This window comes from Pseudomonas sp. GW821-FHT10B02 (assembly GCF_059415665.1).
This window is the reverse complement of the sequence record NZ_JBWKNR010000007.1, coordinates 92,562-109,438: the sequence shown is the minus strand read 5'-3', so window position 1 is coordinate 109,438 and position 16,877 is coordinate 92,562. Positions and strand designations below refer to the sequence as shown.

Annotated in this window: 13 protein-coding genes; 9 read left to right on the top strand and 4 right to left on the bottom strand. The window is 62.4% G+C overall.

Translation table 11 applies throughout. The features are described from left to right. Window positions 1-58: 58 nt before the first annotated feature. The 5 genes from trhO to AC07OF_RS12665 all read left to right on the top strand — a co-directional run bounded on the left by trhO (window position 59) and on the right by AC07OF_RS12665 (window position 6,849). A complete protein-coding gene (gene trhO / locus AC07OF_RS12685; protein WP_157191638.1) occupies window positions 59-997 on the top strand; it encodes an oxygen-dependent tRNA uridine(34) hydroxylase TrhO in 939 nt (312 codons plus the stop codon). A gap of 3 nt (window positions 998-1,000) precedes the next feature. Further along, window positions 1,001-1,633, top strand: a complete 633-nt coding sequence (locus tag AC07OF_RS12680; RefSeq protein WP_157191639.1) for a DsbA family protein — start codon at window positions 1,001-1,003, stop codon at window positions 1,631-1,633. After that, entirely contained in the window at window positions 1,626-3,458 is a 1,833-nt protein-coding gene (locus AC07OF_RS12675) for an ABC transporter ATP-binding protein (RefSeq protein ID WP_157191640.1), read from the top strand. The genes AC07OF_RS12680 and AC07OF_RS12675 overlap by 8 nt, the downstream gene beginning before the upstream one ends. Before the next feature lie 110 nt (window positions 3,459-3,568). Continuing rightward, window positions 3,569-6,025 (top strand): EAL domain-containing protein, encoded by a 2,457-nt coding sequence (locus tag AC07OF_RS12670; RefSeq protein WP_157191641.1) that lies wholly within the window; start codon window positions 3,569-3,571, stop codon window positions 6,023-6,025. A 71-nt stretch (window positions 6,026-6,096) separates the two neighbouring features. Beyond that, window positions 6,097-6,849 carry an iron-containing redox enzyme family protein gene (locus AC07OF_RS12665; protein ID WP_408635420.1) on the top strand — a complete coding sequence of 251 codons (753 nt, stop codon included), beginning with the start codon at window positions 6,097-6,099 and terminating at the stop codon, window positions 6,847-6,849. A 2-nt stretch (window positions 6,850-6,851) separates the two neighbouring features. Here AC07OF_RS12665 and AC07OF_RS12660 read toward each other — a convergent pair whose 3' ends face one another. The 4 genes from AC07OF_RS12660 to AC07OF_RS12645 form a co-directional block, all read right to left on the bottom strand. Continuing rightward, entirely contained in the window at window positions 6,852-7,592 is a 741-nt protein-coding gene (locus AC07OF_RS12660; RefSeq protein ID WP_157191643.1) for a YciK family oxidoreductase, read from the bottom strand. 104 nt (window positions 7,593-7,696) lie between these two features. Beyond that, window positions 7,697-8,368 carry an N-acetylmuramic acid 6-phosphate phosphatase MupP gene (gene mupP / locus AC07OF_RS12655; protein ID WP_157191644.1) on the bottom strand — a complete coding sequence of 224 codons (672 nt, stop codon included), beginning with the start codon at window positions 8,366-8,368 and terminating at the stop codon, window positions 7,697-7,699. A gap of 2 nt (window positions 8,369-8,370) precedes the next feature. Beyond that, a complete protein-coding gene (gene ubiG / locus AC07OF_RS12650) occupies window positions 8,371-9,069 on the bottom strand; it encodes a bifunctional 2-polyprenyl-6-hydroxyphenol methylase/3-demethylubiquinol 3-O-methyltransferase UbiG (RefSeq protein WP_038608297.1) in 699 nt (232 codons plus the stop codon). A 63-nt stretch (window positions 9,070-9,132) separates the two neighbouring features. After that, the gene (locus tag AC07OF_RS12645; protein WP_495072944.1) at window positions 9,133-10,464 is read right to left on the bottom strand and encodes a TRZ/ATZ family hydrolase; all 1,332 of its coding nucleotides are present in this window, start codon (window positions 10,462-10,464) and stop codon (window positions 9,133-9,135) included. Window positions 10,465-10,572: 108 nt separating this feature from the next. On the opposite strand from AC07OF_RS12645, the gene mtnA reads away from it, so the two are divergent. The 4 genes from mtnA (at window position 10,573) to pheA (ending at window position 16,835) form a co-directional block, all read left to right on the top strand. Further along, entirely contained in the window at window positions 10,573-11,649 is a 1,077-nt protein-coding gene (gene mtnA / locus AC07OF_RS12640; protein WP_157191646.1) for an S-methyl-5-thioribose-1-phosphate isomerase, read from the top strand. A 279-nt stretch (window positions 11,650-11,928) separates the two neighbouring features. Continuing rightward, window positions 11,929-14,556: a DNA gyrase subunit A gene (gene gyrA, locus AC07OF_RS12635; RefSeq protein ID WP_495072943.1), complete on the top strand. Its 2,628-nt coding sequence runs from the start codon at window positions 11,929-11,931 to the stop codon at window positions 14,554-14,556. 99 nt (window positions 14,557-14,655) lie between these two features. Beyond that, on the top strand, window positions 14,656-15,741 hold the full coding sequence (serC, locus tag AC07OF_RS12630; protein WP_476445682.1) for a 3-phosphoserine/phosphohydroxythreonine transaminase: 1,086 nt from the start codon (window positions 14,656-14,658) through the stop codon (window positions 15,739-15,741). Beyond that, the gene (gene pheA / locus AC07OF_RS12625; protein ID WP_495072942.1) at window positions 15,741-16,835 is read left to right on the top strand and encodes a prephenate dehydratase; all 1,095 of its coding nucleotides are present in this window, start codon (window positions 15,741-15,743) and stop codon (window positions 16,833-16,835) included. Before serC ends, pheA begins: the two co-directional genes overlap by 1 nt. Window positions 16,836-16,877: the final 42 nt, after the last annotated feature.

The window sequence follows — 16,877 nt, the reverse complement described above, 5'->3', positions numbered from 1 at the left end:
GTTTTTTATTGTCATCCGGTCCGCCCTTTACGAGGGTGACCACCTGGAGATTTACTGCATGACCCAAGCTATCGTCGTGGCGGCGCTGTACAAATTCGTCACCCTGAAAGATTACGTCGAGCTGCGCGAGCCGCTGCTCGAAAGCATGATGGCCAACGGCATCAAGGGCACCTTGTTGCTGGCCGAAGAGGGCATCAACGGCACTGTGTCCGGTACCCGTGAAGGTATCGACGGCCTGCTGGCCTGGCTGCGCAGCGATGCCCGCCTGGTGGATATCGACCACAAGGAATCCTACTGCGACGAACAGCCGTTCTATCGCACCAAGGTCAAGCTCAAGAAAGAGATCGTCACCCTCGGCGTGCCGGGCGTGGACCCGAACTACAAGGTCGGGACCTACGTCGAGCCGCAGGACTGGAACGCGCTGATCAGCGATCCCGAGGTGCTGCTGATCGACACCCGCAACGACTACGAAGTGGCGATTGGCACCTTCGAAGGCGCGATCGACCCGAAAACCACGACGTTCCGTGAGTTCCCCGAGTACATCAAGGCCAACTTCGACCCGACGCGGCACAAGAAGGTCGCGATGTTCTGCACCGGTGGCATCCGTTGCGAAAAAGCCTCCAGCTACATGCTCGGTGAAGGTTTCGAAGAGGTCTATCATCTTAAAGGCGGGATCCTGAAATACCTCGAAGAGGTACCGCAGGATGAAAGCCGCTGGCAGGGCGACTGCTTCGTGTTCGACAACCGGGTCACCGTGCGTCACGACCTGACCGAAGGCGACTACGACCAGTGCCATGCCTGCCGTACCCCGATCAGCGTCGAAGACCGTGCGTCCGAGCACTATTCGCCTGGTATCAGCTGCCCGCATTGCTGGGACAGCCTGAGCGAAAAGACCCGGCGCAGTGCCATCGACCGGCAGAAGCAGATCGAGCTGGCCAAGGCCCGCAACATGCCGCACCCGATCGGCCACAACTACCGCAAAGCTGCCGAGGCCTGATAGATGTCCGCACGCTTGCTCTATGTGATGGACCCGATGTGCTCCTGGTGCTGGGGCTTTGCACCCGTGGCCCAGGCCCTGATCGCCCAGGCACGCGAAGCCGGGATCGACACCCAACTGGTGCCCGGCGGCTTGCGCACCGGCAGCAGCGCGCTGGACGCCTCGACCCGCGGCTACATCCTTGAGCACTGGCAAGCGGTCAACCAGGCCACTGGCCAGCCCTTCACCCTCGAAGGGGCGATGCCGGACGGTTTTGTCTATGACACCGAGCCTGCCTGCCGCGCCCTGGTAGCGGCCCGTGGACTTGACCGGCAACGCACCTGGGCGTTGCTTGCAGCGATCCAGCAGGCGTTCTACCAGGGCGGTGAAGATGTCACCCGCGCGCCTAAACTGGTTGAGCTGGCCGAGCAGGTCGGCTTTGAGCGAGCGGCGTTTGCCGAGCGTTTTGCCAGTGCCGAGGTGCGCGCGGCCACGGCCTCCGATTTCACCTGGGTGCAGGATCTGGGAATTGCCGGGTTTCCGACCTTGCTGGCCGAACGTAACGGCCAGCTGGCGTTGCTGACCAACGGCTACCAGTCGCTCGACGCGTTAAGCCCGCTGCTCGGCCGCTGGCTGCAGCAGGCCGCCTGTGCTTGATCTGCCTGGGTCACCCGACCCTGTGCCGGGGCCTGCCCCGGTTGTTGCCGATCGCCTGAGCTGGGCGGAAATTCGCCGCCTGGCCTTGCACCATAAAAAAGCCCTGTGGATCGCCAACGGCGTTGCGGTGCTGGCGGCGCTGTGCAGTGTGCCGATCCCCTTGTTGCTGCCGTTGCTGGTCGATGAAGTCTTGCTCGGGCATGGCGATGCCGCGCTCAAGTGGATGAATCAGCTGCTGCCGGGCAACTGGCAGGTGGCGACCGGTTACATCGGCCTGATGCTGGTGCTGACCCTGTGCCTGCGCTGCGCTGCGCTGGCCTTCAACGTGGTGCAGGCCAAACTGTTCGCCGGCCTGGCCAAGGACATCGTCTATCGCCTGCGCATCCGCCTGATCGAACGGCTCAAGCGCATCTCCCTGAAGGAATACGAAAGCCTCGGCAGCGGCACGGTGACCACGCACCTGGTCACCGATCTGGACACCCTGGACAAGTTCGTCGGCGAAACCCTGAGCCGGTTCCTGGTCGCCATGCTGACCCTGACCGGCACAGCGGCGATCCTGATGTGGATGCACTGGAAGCTGGCGTTGCTGATCCTGCTGTTCAACCCCGTTGTGGTCTTTGCCACGGTGCAGTTGGGCAAACGGGTCAAACACCTGAAAAAGCTGGAAAACGACAGCACCTCGCGCTTTACCCAGGCGCTGACCGAAACCCTCGATGCGATCCAGGAAATTCGTGCCAGCAATCGCCAGGGGTATTTCCTCGGCCGTCTCGGTTTGCGTGCCCAGGAAGTGCGCAACTATGCGGTGGCTTCGCAGTGGAAGAGCGATGCCAGTGGCCGCGCCAGTGGTCTGCTGTTCCAGTTCGGCATCGATATCTTCCGCGCTGCGGCGATGCTGACCGTGCTGTTCTCCGACCTGTCGATCGGCCAGATGCTGGCGGTGTTCAGCTACCTGTGGTTCATGATCGGCCCGGTCGAGCAACTGTTGAACCTGCAGTACGCCTTTTATGCCGCGGGCGGTGCGCTGAGCCGGCTCAACGAATTGCTGGCGCGTGCCGACGAACCGCAGTACCCCGGGGGCGTCGACCCGTTCAAAGGGCGTGACACAGTGGGCCTCGAAGTGCAGGGACTGCGCTTTGCCTATGCCGACGAGCCGGTGCTTGATCAGTTGAACCTGTCCATCGCGCCGGGCGAAAAAGTCGCCATCGTCGGCGCCAGCGGTGGTGGCAAGAGCACCCTGGTGCAGTTGCTGCTCGGGCTTTACAGTGCGCAGGCCGGCACCATCCGCTTCGGTGGTTCGACCTTGCAGGAGATCGGCCTGGAAACCCTGCGCGAGCATGTCGCGGTGGTGCTGCAGCATCCGTCACTGTTCAACGACACGGTGCGCGCCAACCTGACCATGGGCCGCGACTGCAGCGACGAAGCTTGCTGGCAGGCGCTGGGCATTGCCCAGCTCGAAAGCACGATTGCCGCATTGCCGCGCGGCCTGGACACCGTGGTCGGCCGCTCGGGCGTACGCCTGTCCGGAGGCCAGCGCCAGCGTCTGGCGATTGCGCGGATGGTGCTGGCCGAGCCCAAGGTGGTGATTCTCGACGAGGCCACCTCGGCGCTGGACGCGGCCACTGAATACAACCTGCATCAGGCCCTTGCGCGTTTCCTCAGTGCGCGTACCACCTTGATCATTGCCCACCGTCTGTCTGCAGTGAAGCAGGCCGACCGGGTGCTGGTGTTCGATGGCGGGCATGTGGCCGAGGATGGCGACCATCAGCAACTGATTGCCGATGGCGGTTTGTACGCCAAGCTGTATGGTCATTTGCAACAGAGTTGAAGGCAAAGTGCTGAGTAATTGAGAAAAGCTCTCCAGTATTGAGAGCAAATAGCCTAGGCTGTGCGTTTATAAGAATAGAGATTCATTCGGCTCTGTGTGCAAGGGACCTCATGAAGCGAAAACGGACTCTCGAAGCCCCGAACCTGTTGGGCATCATCTGGCCATTTGTGGCCGTGGTGTTGTTTCAGGCGTTGTTGGGGGGGATCAGCCTGTATGCCTTGTCGGCGGTGCGTGGTTATGTGGCGGGGGAGAGCCTCTGGTCCAAGGGACAGAAAGACGCGATCTACTACCTCAACCTGTACGCCGATAGCCGCGACCAGGCCGTCTTCCAGAAGTATCAGAAATCCTTTGCCGTACCGCAGGGCGGGCATGAATTGCGCGCGGCCCTGGATTTGCCTGTCCCGGACCTGGAGGCTGCACGACGAGGCATTCTTCAGGGCGGCAACCACCCTGACGACGTTTCCAGCCTCATCTGGCTGTACCTGAACTTCCGCCAGGTCAGCTACCTGGAAAAAGCCATTGAGCTGTGGGCGGTGGGCGATGGCTTTCTCAGCCAGCTCGACGAGGTCGCCCGGCAGATGCACGCAGGCTTTCGCTCGGGCACCGCTGATGCTGATGACGTAGCCGAATGGAAAGCGCGCATTGCCACCATCAACGACGGTGTAACACCGGCCGCCCGGGCGTTCAGCGACGCATTGGGTGAGGGGTCGCGGATGCTGTTGCGGGTGCTGCTGGTGACCAACCTGGCCACTGCACTGTTCCTGATTGCCCTGGCCTGGATGCGTTCAAGCAAGTTGCTGGCCCAGCGCCAGGCCTTTGCCAACGCCCTGGAGGTGGAAAAGGAGCGGGCGCAAATTACCCTGGAGTCGATTGGCGACGGGGTGATCACCACCGACGTCGAAGGCTGCATCGCCTACATGAACCCGGCAGCCGAACAGCTGACCCACTGGCACGCCGCCCAGGCCCATGGCTTGCCGTTGGCGGCGCTGTTCAGCCTGCTTGACGAGAATGCCGAGAAAGACGGCCTGACCTTGGTCGAGCGCATCCTCAGCGGTGGCCTCAAAGGCGGCAGCGAACACACCAAACTGATCCAGCGCCTGGATGGCAGTACCGTGTCGGTGACCCTGGTGGGGGCGCCGATCATGGCCGACGGCAAGATCAGCGGTATCGTCCTGGTCCTGCATGACATGACTCAGGAGCGTCAGTACATCGCCAACCTGTCCTGGCAGGCGACCCATGATGCACTCACTGGCCTGGCCAACCGCCGCGAGTTCGAGTATCGCCTGGAGCTGGCGCTCAATGCCCTGGCACGTAAACCGTCGCGGCACGCCTTGATGTTCCTCGACCTCGATCAATTCAAGCTGGTCAATGACACCTGCGGGCATGCGGCCGGTGATGAGCTGCTCCGCCACATCTGTGCCGTGCTCCAGGCCGGGCTGCGCGAAGGTGACACCCTGGCGCGGCTAGGCGGTGACGAGTTCGGCATCCTGCTGGAGAATTGCCCGCAAGAACAGGCCGAGCGTATTGCTGAAAGCCTGCGTCAGGCCGTTCAGAGCCTGCATTTCGTCTGGAAAGGGCGGCCGTTCATGACCACCGTGAGTCTGGGGCTGGTGCACATTGCTCAGGCACCGACCACCCTTGAAGCCTCGTTGCGGGCCGCCGACATGGCCTGCTACATGGCCAAGGAAAAGGGCCGTAATCGCGTGCAGGTGTACCATGCCGACGACAGCGAGTTGTCCATGCGCTTTGGTGAGATGGCCTGGATTCAACGCCTGCACGTGGCCCTGGAAGAAAACCGCTTCTGTCTGTATGCCCAGGAAATCGCCGCCCTCGGACCCGATGACGGTGCCGGCCACATCGAGATCCTCCTGCGTCTGCAGGATGAAAACGGGCGGATCATTCTTCCGGACAGTTTCATTCCGGCCGCCGAGCGCTATGGCTTGATGACCGCGCTGGACCGTTGGGTGGTGCGCAGCGTGTTCACGGTCATTCGCCAGTGCCTGGACGAGCAGCGCGACGGCCCGCTGGCCATGTGCGCGATCAATCTGTCTGGCAGCAGCATCGGTGACGACAAGTTCCTGGATTACCTGCGGCGGCTGTTTGGTGAGTTTGCCATTCCGCCACAGATGATCTGTTTCGAAATCACCGAGACCAGTGCCATTGCCAATCTCGGCAGCGCCATACGCTTCATCAATGAACTCAAAAGCCTGGGGTGCCGGTTCTCGCTGGATGACTTCTGTGCCGGGATGTCGTCGTTCGCGTATTTGAAACATTTACCCGTAGACTTCCTGAAAATCGACGGAAGTTTCGTCAAGGATATGCTCGACGACCCGGTTAACCGGGCTATGGTTGAAGTCATCAACCACATCGGCCATGTCATGGGCAAACGCACCATTGCCGAGTTCGTCGAAACGCCGTTGATCGAACAGGCCCTGCAGGAAATCGGCGTCGATTACGCCCAGGGGTACCTGATCGAGCGGCCGCAGGTGTTCACCTGCGACAGCTTGCAACGCCAACGGATTGCGGCCAGGCCCCTGCTGTTCAAGGCACCCGGGACCTTTCGCTGACGATCCGCACGATAATCACAAGGAACAAGGAGCAGACAGTGATTGACGCGTTTATCCGTACCGGTCCATTGATGGACCCCACCAGTTACCCGCTCTGGGCCCAGCAGCTGATCAAGGATTGTCATGAGAGCAAGCGCCGGGTAGTCGAGCACGAACTCTATCAGCGCATGCGCGATGGCCGGCTTAGTGCTCGTACCATGCGTCAGTACCTGATTGGCGGCTGGCCGGTGGTCGAGCAGTTCTCTCTGTACATGGCCAAGAACCTGACCAAGACTCGCTACGCACGCCACCCGGGCGAAGACATGGCGCGGCGCTGGTTGATGCGCAACATCCGTGTCGAGCTCAATCATGCCGACTACTGGCTGTACTGGAGCCAGGCCCATGGCGTCAGCCTCGAGGACCTGCAGGCGCAGGACGTACCGACCGAACTCAATGCCCTGAGCGATTGGTGCTGGCATACCTGTGCAGCGGATTCGCTGGTGGTGGCCGTCGCAGCGACCAACTACGCAATCGAAGGGGCGACCGGTGAATGGTCGGCGGTGGTGTGCTCGACGGGCGTATATGCCCAGGGCTTTCCAGAGGAGGGTCGCAAGCGCGCCATGAAGTGGCTGAAGATGCATGCCCAGTACGACGACGCCCACCCGTGGGAAGCGCTGGAAATCGTCTGTACCCTGGCCGGCAACAACCCGTCGCAGGCGCTGCAGGCTGAGCTGCGCCGGGCTGTGTGCAAGAGCTACGACTACATGTACCTGTTCCTTGAGCGCTGCATGCAGCTGGAACAGCGCCAGCCCGCCCGTGCCCAGGCGGAACTGGTCGAGGGCTGAGCTTACTGGGCGTTGAACGCCTGGCCGTTGATGCCAGTGCTGTCCGGGCCCATCAGGTACAGGTACACCGGCATGATCTGCTCGGGCAGCGGGTTGTTTTCCGGGTTTTCGCCCGGATAGGCCTGGGCGCGCATGCTGGTGCGGGTGGCGCCCGGGTTGATGCTGTTGGAGCGCACCGGCGCCACGCCTTCGAGCTCGTCGGCGAGGGTTTGCATCAGGCCCTCGGTAGCGAATTTCGACACCCCATAAGCCCCCCAGTAGGCCCGGCCTTTGCGTCCGACGCTGCTGGAGGTGAAGATCACCGACGCATCCTGGGATAGCTTGAGCAGCGGCAGCAGGGTGCTGGTGAGCATGAACATGGCATTGACGTTGATCTGCATCACGCGCATGAAGTTGTCGCCGGACAACTGCTCCAGCGGCGTGCGCGGGCCGATGATCGAGGCATTGTGCAGCAGGCCGTCGATGTGGCCGAACTCGCTTTCGATCATCGCTGCCAGTTCGTCGTACTGATGCGGCAGGGCGGTTTCCAGGTTGAACGGGATGACCGCAGGCTTTGCATGGCCGGCCGCTTCGATCTCGTCGTAGACCTGGCTCAGGTTGGCTTCGGTCTTGCCCAGCAGCAGCACGGTCGCGCCATGGGCGGCGTAGGCCTTGGCGGCCGCTGCGCCGATTCCGCGACCAGCGCCGGTGACCATGATGGTCCGGCCTTTGAGCAGGTCGGGGCGGGCGGAGTAATCGAACATGGGGTTACCTCTTGAGTGTGTTGACTCATCGCGGGGCAAGCCCGCTCCCACTGGTTTTACATGACCTCGGTGGGAGCGGGCTTGCCCCGCGATCCTTGTCGAAATCAGCAGCCGCAAAGCGCGCTATCAAGCACCTTGCGCAGCTCCAGCGGATGATCGACCACCACATCCGCGCCCCAGTTGTTGGGGTTGTCATCCGGATGAATATAACCGTAGCGCACCGCTGCGGTGCGGGTGCCGGCATCGCGGCCAGACTCGATGTCGCGTAGGTCGTCACCGACGAACAGTACGCTGGCCGGATCCAGGTTCAAGGTCTTGCAGGCGAGGATCAGCGGCTCGGGGTCCGGCTTGCTGTTCTTCACATGATCCGGGCAGATCAGCAGTGCCGAGCGCTCGGCCAGGCCCAGTTGCTGCATGATCGGTTCGGCGAAACGCACCGGCTTGTTGGTCACCACGCCCCAGATCAGGTTGCCTTTCTCGATATCGGCCAGCAGCTCGGCCATGCCGTCGTAGAGCTTGCTGTGTACCGCGCAGCCCTGCTGATAGCGCTCAAGGAACTCCAGGCGCAAGGCTTCGAACTCTGGCGCCTCGGGGTCGAGGTTGAACGTGACCGAAACCATCGCCTTGGCACCGCCAGACACCACGTCGCGGATGCGCTGGTCGTCGACGGCAGGCAGGCCACGCTCGGCGAGCATCGCCTGGCAGATGGCAATGAAGTCCGGCGCCGTGTCGAGCAGGGTGCCGTCCATGTCGAAAAGTACTGCTCTCAGGCGCATGCTCATTCCTCGCGCAGGGTCTGGATCATGTAGTTGACGTCGACGTCGTTGGCCAGCTTGTAGTGCTTGGTCAGCGGGTTGTAGGTCAGGCCGATGATGTCCTTGACGTTCAGGCCGGCCTCGCGGCTCCAGGCACCCAGCTCGGAAGGGCGGATGAACTTCTTGAAGTCGTGGGTGCCGCGCGGCAGCAGCTTCATGATGTATTCGGCGCCGATGATCGCGAACAGGTAAGCCTTGGGGTTGCGGTTGATGGTCGAGAAGAACACCTGGCCGCCCGGCTTGACCATGCGGTAGCAGGCGCGGATCACCGACGAAGGGTCAGGCACGTGTTCGAGCATTTCCAGGCAGGTGACCACGTCGAACTGCTCGGGCATTTCTTCGGCCAGGGCTTCGGCGGTGATCTGCCGGTATTCGACTTCTACCCCGGATTCGAGCTGGTGCAGCTGGGCCACGGCCAACGGTGCTTCGCCCATGTCGATGCCGGTCACGGTGGCGCCACGCTGGGCCATGGCTTCGCTGAGGATGCCGCCGCCGCAGCCGACGTCGAGCACCTTCTTGCCGGCCAGCTTGACCCGTTCGTCGATCCAGTTGACCCGCAGCGGGTTGATGTCGTGCAGCGGCTTGAACTCGCTTTCACGGTCCCACCAACGGTGGGCCAGGGCTTCGAACTTGGCGATTTCGGCGTGGTCGACGTTGCTCATGGAACGGTCCTCTGAAACTTTGATTAAAGGTGTCACGGGCCGGCAGCCGCGGCTGCCGGCCGGTTATTCGCTGCGCTCGCCGATCCGCTGGCCCCAGGCGCAGGCGGCGGCATGCAGCGCCTGTTCGTCCATGCGGGTCAGGCGGCGCTCGTCGAGCAGTTGCTTGCCGGCGACCCAGACGTGCTTGACGCAGTCGCGGCCGCTGGCATAGATCAGTTGTGAAACCGGGTCGTAAATCGGTTGCTGGGCCAGGCCGGAAAGGTCGAAGGCCACCAGGTCGGCGGCCTTGCCCACTTCCAGCGAACCGGTCAGCGTCTCCAGACCCAGCGCCCGGGCACCGTTGAGGGTGGCCATGCGCAGTGCCCGGTGGGCATCCAGCGCGGCGGCCGAACCGGCCACGGCCTTGGCCAGCAGGGCGGCGGTGCGGGTTTCGCCCAGCAGGTCGAGGTCGTTGTTGCTGGCTGCACCATCGGTGCCCACCGCCACATTGACCCCGGCCTGCCACAGGCGTTCGACCGGGCAGAAGCCGCTGGCCAGCTTGAGATTGGATTCCGGGCAATGCACCACGCTGGTGTTGCTTTCTACCAGCAGTGCCAGGTCTTCGTCGCTGACCTGGGTCATGTGCACCGCCTGCAGGCGCGGGCCGAGCAGGCCCAGGCGGGCGATGCGGGCCAGCGGGCGTTCACCGCGGGTGGCCAGCGATTGCTCGACTTCGAAGGCGGTTTCATGCAGGTGCATGTGAATCGGTGCGTCGAGCTCTTCGGCAATGACCCGGATCTTCTCCAGGTTCTCGTCGCTCACCGTGTAGGGCGCATGCGGGCCCATGGCCACGGTGATGCGCGGGTGATGACGCAGGTCGCTGAACAGTTCGATGCCCAGGTGCAGGGCTTCTTCGGTGCTGCGCGCGCCCGGGATCGGGAAATCCAGCAGCGGCACGGCGATTTGTGCGCGGATGCCGCTGTTATGTACCCGTTCGCTGGCGATCTTGGGGAAGAAGTACATGTCGGCAAAGCAGGTGATGCCGCCTTTGATCTGCTCGGCAATGGCCAGGTCGGTGCCATCGCGAACAAAACCCTCATCGACCCAGCGACCTTCGGCCGGCCAGATGTGCTCTTCCAGCCAGGTCATCAGCGGCAGGTCGTCGGCCAGGCCGCGGAACAGGGTCATCGCCGCGTGGCCGTGGGCGTTGATCAGCCCGGGGCTGAGCAGGCAGCCTGGCAGCTCGCGGGTTTCGGCGGCGACGAAGCGCTCGGCCTCGGCCCTGGGGCCGATGAAAACAATCTGCCCGTCGCGAATGCCCAGGCCATGATCCTTCAATACCACCCCGGCAGGTTCGACAGGCACCAGCCAGGCAGGCAGGAGCAGCAGGTCGAGCGGCGTAGCGGGTTTGGGCATGGCGGGATTTCCCTGAGACACTTGGGCTGAGGGCGAAGTATACCCGAGCGTCTACGCCAGGGGCTCGCTATAATCGTACGCTTTTGATGTCCGAAGATTGGGGTGAGCATGCGCGATCAGCTACTGGCAGCAGAGAAGGTGAAAGCCATCGATTGGCGTGATGGCGTCCTGTACCTGCTCGACCAGCGCGTTCTGCCCTTTGAACAGACCTGGCAAGCCTGCACCAATGTCGCCGATGTGGCCCGGGCCATTGGCGCGATGGTTGTTCGCGGTGCGCCGGCCATCGGTATCAGTGCCGCCTATGGCCTGGCCATGGCGGTGCGTCAGCGCCTGGCCGAGGGCGACGACTGGGAGATGGCCCTGGAGGAGGACTTTGAGCTGCTGTTCAACTCACGCCCGACCGGTGCCAACCTGTTCTGGGCGCTCAATCGCATGCGTGAGCGCTTGTTGCGGATCAAGGCGGGCGATGACGTTGCGGCAATCATGGCCGCCGAAGCGGTTGCCATCCATGACAGTGATCGCGAGGCCAACCTGACCATGGCCCAGCTGGGCGTCGAGCTGATTCGCAAACACCAGGGCAACGAACAGGCCTTGCTGACCCACTGCAACACCGGTGCTCTGGCCACCGGCGGTTTCGGCACTGCTCTGGGGGTGATCCGCGCGGCCTATCTGGAAGGCATGGTCGAACGGGTCTATGTCGACGAGACCCGGCCATGGCTGCAGGGTTCGCGCCTGACCGCCTGGGAGTTGGCCGAGGCTGGCATCCCGGTGACCGTCAATGCCGACGCCGCCGCTGCCCATCTGATGAAGACCAAGGGCATCACCTGGGTCATCGTCGGCGCGGACCGGATCACTGCCAATGGTGATGTAGCCAACAAGATCGGCACTTACCAGCTGGCCGTCAATGCCATGCACCACGGCGTGCGCTTCATGGTGGTGGCGTCGAGTTCGAGCATCGACATGAATCTGGAGAGCGGCGAAGACATCCAGCTCGAAGAGCGGAGCGTCAGCGAACTGCTGGAGGTTGACGGCAAGCCGCTGGGTGCCGGGGTCGAGGCGGTCAATCCGGCATTCGACGTGACGCCGGCCGATCTGATCGATGTGATCGTGACCGAGAAAGGCATCGTCGAGCGCCCGGATACCGTGAAGATGGCACAATTGATGTGTCGCAAGCGTTTGCATTGAGTCATTGGCTCGCGCTTGCGGCCTGCTGGAGCGGCTGACGGGCGTTACTGACGAGCAGTAGGGTAGTAGTGCTGCAGCCCACTCCCACCGTCTGGGCGATTGTGGTAACATCCGACGGTTTCCAAGGTAGTCCCGTAGGGCTGTCTTTACTGCGCAGATCCATGGCTTAACTCGTTGATTTGTCGTAAGTCGTTGCAAGGAGTCACTTTGCAGCGGCGAGCTTCGTTCGTCCCATATGGATGTGACGAGGTTTCACCAGAAAAAGGAATCAGGCTTCTCATGGGCGAACTGGCCAAAGAAATCCTCCCGGTCAATATCGAAGACGAACTGAGACAGTCCTACCTCGACTACGCGATGAGCGTCATTGTCGGGCGTGCACTGCCCGATGCGCGTGATGGCTTGAAGCCCGTGCATCGCCGCGTTCTGTATGCGATGAGCGAACTGGGTAACGACTGGAACAAACCGTACAAGAAATCCGCCCGTGTGGTCGGTGACGTGATCGGTAAGTACCACCCGCACGGTGATACCGCGGTCTACGACACCATCGTCCGGATGGCCCAGCCGTTCTCGCTGCGTTACCTGCTGGTCGACGGCCAGGGCAACTTCGGTTCGGTGGACGGCGACAACGCCGCGGCCATGCGATACACCGAAGTGCGCATGACCAAGCTGGCCCATGAACTGCTGGCGGACCTGCACAAGGAAACCGTCGACTGGGTGCCCAACTACGACGGCACCGAGCAGATCCCGGCGGTCATGCCGACCAAGATCCCCAACCTGCTGGTCAACGGTTCCAGCGGTATCGCCGTGGGCATGGCGACCAACATTCCGCCGCACAACCTCGGTGAAGTCATCGACGGTTGCCTGGCGCTGATCGACAACGCCGACATTACGGTCGATGAGCTGATGGAGTTCATCCCGGGCCCGGATTTCCCGACTGCCGCGATCATCAACGGCCGCCAGGGCATCATCGAGGCCTACCGTACCGGCCGTGGCCGCATTTATATGCGTGCCCGCTCCACCATCGAAGACATCGACAAGGTCGGTGGCCGCCAGCAGATCGTCGTTACCGAGCTGCCTTACCAGCTGAACAAGGCGCGCTTGATCGAGAAGATCGCCGAGCTGGTAAAGGAAAAGAAACTCGAAGGCATCACCGAACTGCGCGACGAGTCCGACAAGGACGGTATGCGTATCGTCATCGAGCTGCGTCGTGGCGAGGTACCTGAGGTCATCCTCAACAACCTCTACGCCCAGACCCAGCTGCAGGCGGTTTTCGGTATCAACATCGTGGCCCTGATCGACGGCCGTCCGCGGGTCCTGAACCTCAAGGACCTGCTCGAGGCGTTCGTTCGCCACCGCCGCGAAGTGGTTACCCGTCGCACCGTGTTCGAGCTGCGCAAGGCCCGTGAACGTGGTCACATCCTTGAAGGTCAGGCGGTTGCCCTGTCCAACATCGACCCGGTCATCGCCCTGATCAAGGCTTCGCCGACCCCGTCGGAAGCCAAGGAAGCGCTGATCAGCACGCCGTGGGAATCCAGTGCCGTGCAGGTCATGGTCGAGCGCGCCGGTGCCGACTCCTGCCGTCCGGAAAACCTCGACGAGCAGTACGGCCTGCGTGATGGCAAGTACTTCCTGTCGCCGGAACAGGCCCAGGCCATTCTCGACCTGCGTCTGCACCGCCTGACCGGTCTTGAGCACGAGAAGCTGCTGGCCGAGTACCAGGAGATCCTCAACCAGATCGGTGAGCTGATCCGCATCCTCAACAGTGCCGAGCGCCTGATGGAAGTGATCCGCGAAGAGCTGGAACTGATCCGCGCCGAATACGGCGACGTGCGCCGCACCGAGATCCTCGACGCGCGCCTGGACCTGACCCTGGGTGACATGATTCCGGAAGAAGACCGGGTTGTGACCATCTCCCACGGCGGCTACGCCAAGACCCAGCCGCTGGCCGCCTACCAGGCTCAGCGTCGCGGCGGTAAAGGCAAGTCGGCTACCGGCGTCAAGGATGAGGACTACATTTCGCACCTGCTGGTCGCCAACAGCCACACCACGCTGCTGCTGTTCTCCAGCAAGGGCAAGGTGTACTGGCTCAAGACCTACGAAATTCCCGAAGCCTCGCGTGCCGCGCGTGGTCGACCGCTGGTCAACCTGCTGCCGCTGGACGAAGGCGAGTACATCTCGACCATGTTGCCGGTCGAGGAGTACACCGAAGGTCACTTCATCTTCATGGCTACCGCCAACGGCACCGTGAAGAAGACCCCGCTGGAGTCCTTCAGCCGTCAGCGCAGCGTCGGTCTGATCGCGCTGGAGCTGGACGAAGGCGACGTGCTGATTTCCGCGGCCATCACCGATGGCGAGCGTGAGGTCATGCTGTTCTCCGACGCCGGCAAGGTCACCCGATTCAAAGAGTCCGACGTCCGCGCCATGGGCCGTACCGCCCGCGGTGTACGCGGCATGCGTCTGGGCGAAGGGCAGAGGCTGATCTCGATGATCATTCCGGAGGAGGGCAGCCAGATCCTTACCGCCTCCGAGCGTGGTTATGGCAAGCGTACCGAAATCGGCGAGTTCCCCGAGTACAAGCGTGGCGGTCAGGGCGTTATCGCCATGGTCAGCAACGAGCGTAACGGTCGCCTGGTCGGTGCCGTGCAGGTGCAGGACGGCGAGGAAATCATGCTGATTTCCGACCAGGGCACCCTGGTCCGTACCCGCGTCGGCGAGGTTTCCAGCCTGGGTCGTAATACCCAGGGCGTGACCCTGATCAAGCTGGCCAGCGACGAGACCCTGGTGGGTCTGGAGCGTGTCCAGGAGCCATCCGAAGAGGAAGGCGACGAGGACTACGAGGCCGATGCTGACGCCGTTGAATCACCAGAGGCCCAGGCCGCTGGCGACGAAGAGGCGCCGCAGGAATAACCTATACAGTAGCGTAACCCTGGTGGGGTAGCCGGCGCGGTGCAGTCTTCGCGCCGCCCGGCTGGCTCCACGGACATCATGAGCAGAGCGAGAGTGGATGTGAGCAAACGAGCCTTTAACTTCTGCGCAGGCCCTGCTGCGCTTCCCGACGCTGTCCTGCAGCGCGCCCAGGCCGAAATGCTGGACTGGAATGGCAAGGGTTTGTCCGTGATGGAGATGAGTCACCGTAGCGACGACTACGTGGCCATTGCCGAGAAGGCCGAGCAGGACCTGCGCGACCTGATGTCCATTCCCGCCAACTACAAGGTGCTGTTCCTGCAGGGTGGTGCGAGCCAGCAGTTCGCCGAAATTCCGCTGAACCTGCTGCCTGAGAATGGCACCGCCGACTATATCGAAACCGGTATCTGGTCGAAGAAAGCCATTGAAGAAGCCCGCCGCTTTGGCAACATCAACGTTGCTGCCAACGCCAAATCTTCCGATTACCTGAGCATTCCCGGTCAGAACGAGTGGAACCTGACGCCGGGCGCCGCCTATGTGCACTATGCCTCGAACGAGACCATCGGTGGTCTGCAGTTCGACTGGGTGCCGCAGACCGGTGACGTGCCGCTGGTGGTCGACATGTCCTCGGATATCCTTTCGCGTCCGGTCGATGTTTCCGACTTCGGCCTGATCTATGCCGGCGCCCAGAAAAACATCGGCCCGAGCGGCCTGGTGGTGGTGATCGTGCGTGAAGACCTGATCGGTCGCGCGCGCAGCAGCTGCCCGACCATGCTCGACTACAAGGTCGCGGCCGACAACGGCTCGATGTACAACACCCCGGCTACCTATTCCTGGTACCTCTCGGGCCTGGTCTTCGAGTGGCTCAAGGAGCAGGGCGGTGTTGATGCGATGGAGAAGCGCAACCGGGCCAAGAAAGATCGCCTGTACGGCTTCATCGACAGCAGCGACTTCTACAGCAACCCGATCAGCGTCAACGCCCGTTCGTGGATGAACGTGCCGTTCCGTCTGGCCGACGAGCGCCTGGACAAGGCCTTCCTCGCCGGTGCTGACGCCCGTGGCCTGCTCAACCTCAAAGGCCACCGTTCGGTGGGCGGCATGCGTGCCTCGATCTACAACGCTCTGGGTCTGGACGCCGTGGAGGCGCTGGTAGCCTACATGGCGGAATTCGAGAAGGAGCACGGCTGATGTCGGAGCAGGAACTCAAGGCGCTGCGGGTGCGCATTGACAGCCTCGACGAGAAAATCCTCGAGCTGATCAGTGACCGTGCCCGTTGCGCGCAGGAAGTGGCGCGGGTCAAGACCGCGACCCTGGCTGAAGGCGAGGCGCCGGTGTTCTACCGGCCCGAGCGCGAGGCGCAGGTGCTCAAGCGCGTGATGCAGCGCAACCAGGGGCCGTTGGGCAACGAAGAAATGGCCCGCCTGTTCCGCGAAATCATGTCCTCCTGCCTGGCCCTTGAACAGCCGCTCAAAGTCGCCTATCTGGGGCCTGAGGGTACCTTTACCCAGGCCGCAGCGATGAAGCACTTCGGTCACGCCGTGATCAGCAAGCCGATGGCGGCCATCGACGAGGTGTTCCGCGAAGTGGCGGCCGGTGCCGTCAATTTCGGCGTGGTGCCGGTGGAAAACTCCACCGAAGGTGCGGTCAACCACACTCTCGACAGCTTCCTCGAGCACGACATGGTCATCTGTGGCGAAGTCGAGCTGCGTATTCACCACCATCTGCTGGTGGGTGAAAACACCAAGACCGACAGCATCAGTCGCATTTACTCTCACGCTCAGTCCCTGGCGCAGTGCCGCAAATGGCTGGACGCCCACTACCCGAACGTCGAGCGCGTTGCGGTGTCGAGCAATGCCGAGGCGGCCAAGCGGGTCAAGGGTGAGTGGAACTCGGCGGCGATCGCCGGCGACATGGCCGCAGGGCTGTATGGCCTGACGCGTCTGGCCGAGAAGATCGAAGACCGTCCGGACAACTCCACGCGCTTCCTGATGATCGGTAACCAGGAAGTGCCGCCGACCGGCGACGACAAGACTTCGATCATCGTCTCCATGAGCAACAAGCCGGGCGCCTTGCACGAGTTGCTGGTGCCGTTCCACGAGAACGGTATCGACCTGACCCGTATCGAGACCCGTCCGTCGCGCAGCGGTAAATGGACCTACGTGTTCTTCATCGACTTCATCGGCCATCATCGCGATCCGCTGATCAAGGCCGTGCTGGAGAAGATCAGCCAGGAAGCCGTGGCCCTCAAGGTGTTGGGTTCCTACCCCAAAGCGGTACTCTGAGGCAATGAATGGCGTGCATGCAGATTTGAATAGGGTCCTGCT

What these genes read in the sequence shown, in the direction of transcription:
- AC07OF_RS12645 (WP_495072944.1), bottom strand. Translation starts at nt 10,464, where the DNA reads ATGCCCAAACCCGCTACGCCGCTCGACCTGCTGCTCCTGCCTGCCTGG.
- mupP (WP_157191644.1), bottom strand. Translation starts at nt 8,368, where the DNA reads ATGCGCCTGAGAGCAGTACTTTTCGACATGGACGGCACCCTGCTCGAC.
- pheA (WP_495072942.1), top strand. Translation starts at nt 15,741, where the DNA reads ATGTCGGAGCAGGAACTCAAGGCGCTGCGGGTGCGCATTGACAGCCTC.
- ubiG (WP_038608297.1), bottom strand. Translation starts at nt 9,069, where the DNA reads ATGAGCAACGTCGACCACGCCGAAATCGCCAAGTTCGAAGCCCTGGCC.
- gyrA (WP_495072943.1), top strand. Translation starts at nt 11,929, where the DNA reads ATGGGCGAACTGGCCAAAGAAATCCTCCCGGTCAATATCGAAGACGAA.
- trhO (WP_157191638.1), top strand. Translation starts at nt 59, where the DNA reads ATGACCCAAGCTATCGTCGTGGCGGCGCTGTACAAATTCGTCACCCTG.
- AC07OF_RS12665 (WP_408635420.1), top strand. Translation starts at nt 6,097, where the DNA reads ATGGACCCCACCAGTTACCCGCTCTGGGCCCAGCAGCTGATCAAGGAT.
- mtnA (WP_157191646.1), top strand. Translation starts at nt 10,573, where the DNA reads ATGCGCGATCAGCTACTGGCAGCAGAGAAGGTGAAAGCCATCGATTGG.
- AC07OF_RS12660 (WP_157191643.1), bottom strand. Translation starts at nt 7,592, where the DNA reads ATGTTCGATTACTCCGCCCGCCCCGACCTGCTCAAAGGCCGGACCATC.
- AC07OF_RS12670 (WP_157191641.1), top strand. Translation starts at nt 3,569, where the DNA reads ATGAAGCGAAAACGGACTCTCGAAGCCCCGAACCTGTTGGGCATCATC.
- AC07OF_RS12680 (WP_157191639.1), top strand. Translation starts at nt 1,001, where the DNA reads ATGTCCGCACGCTTGCTCTATGTGATGGACCCGATGTGCTCCTGGTGC.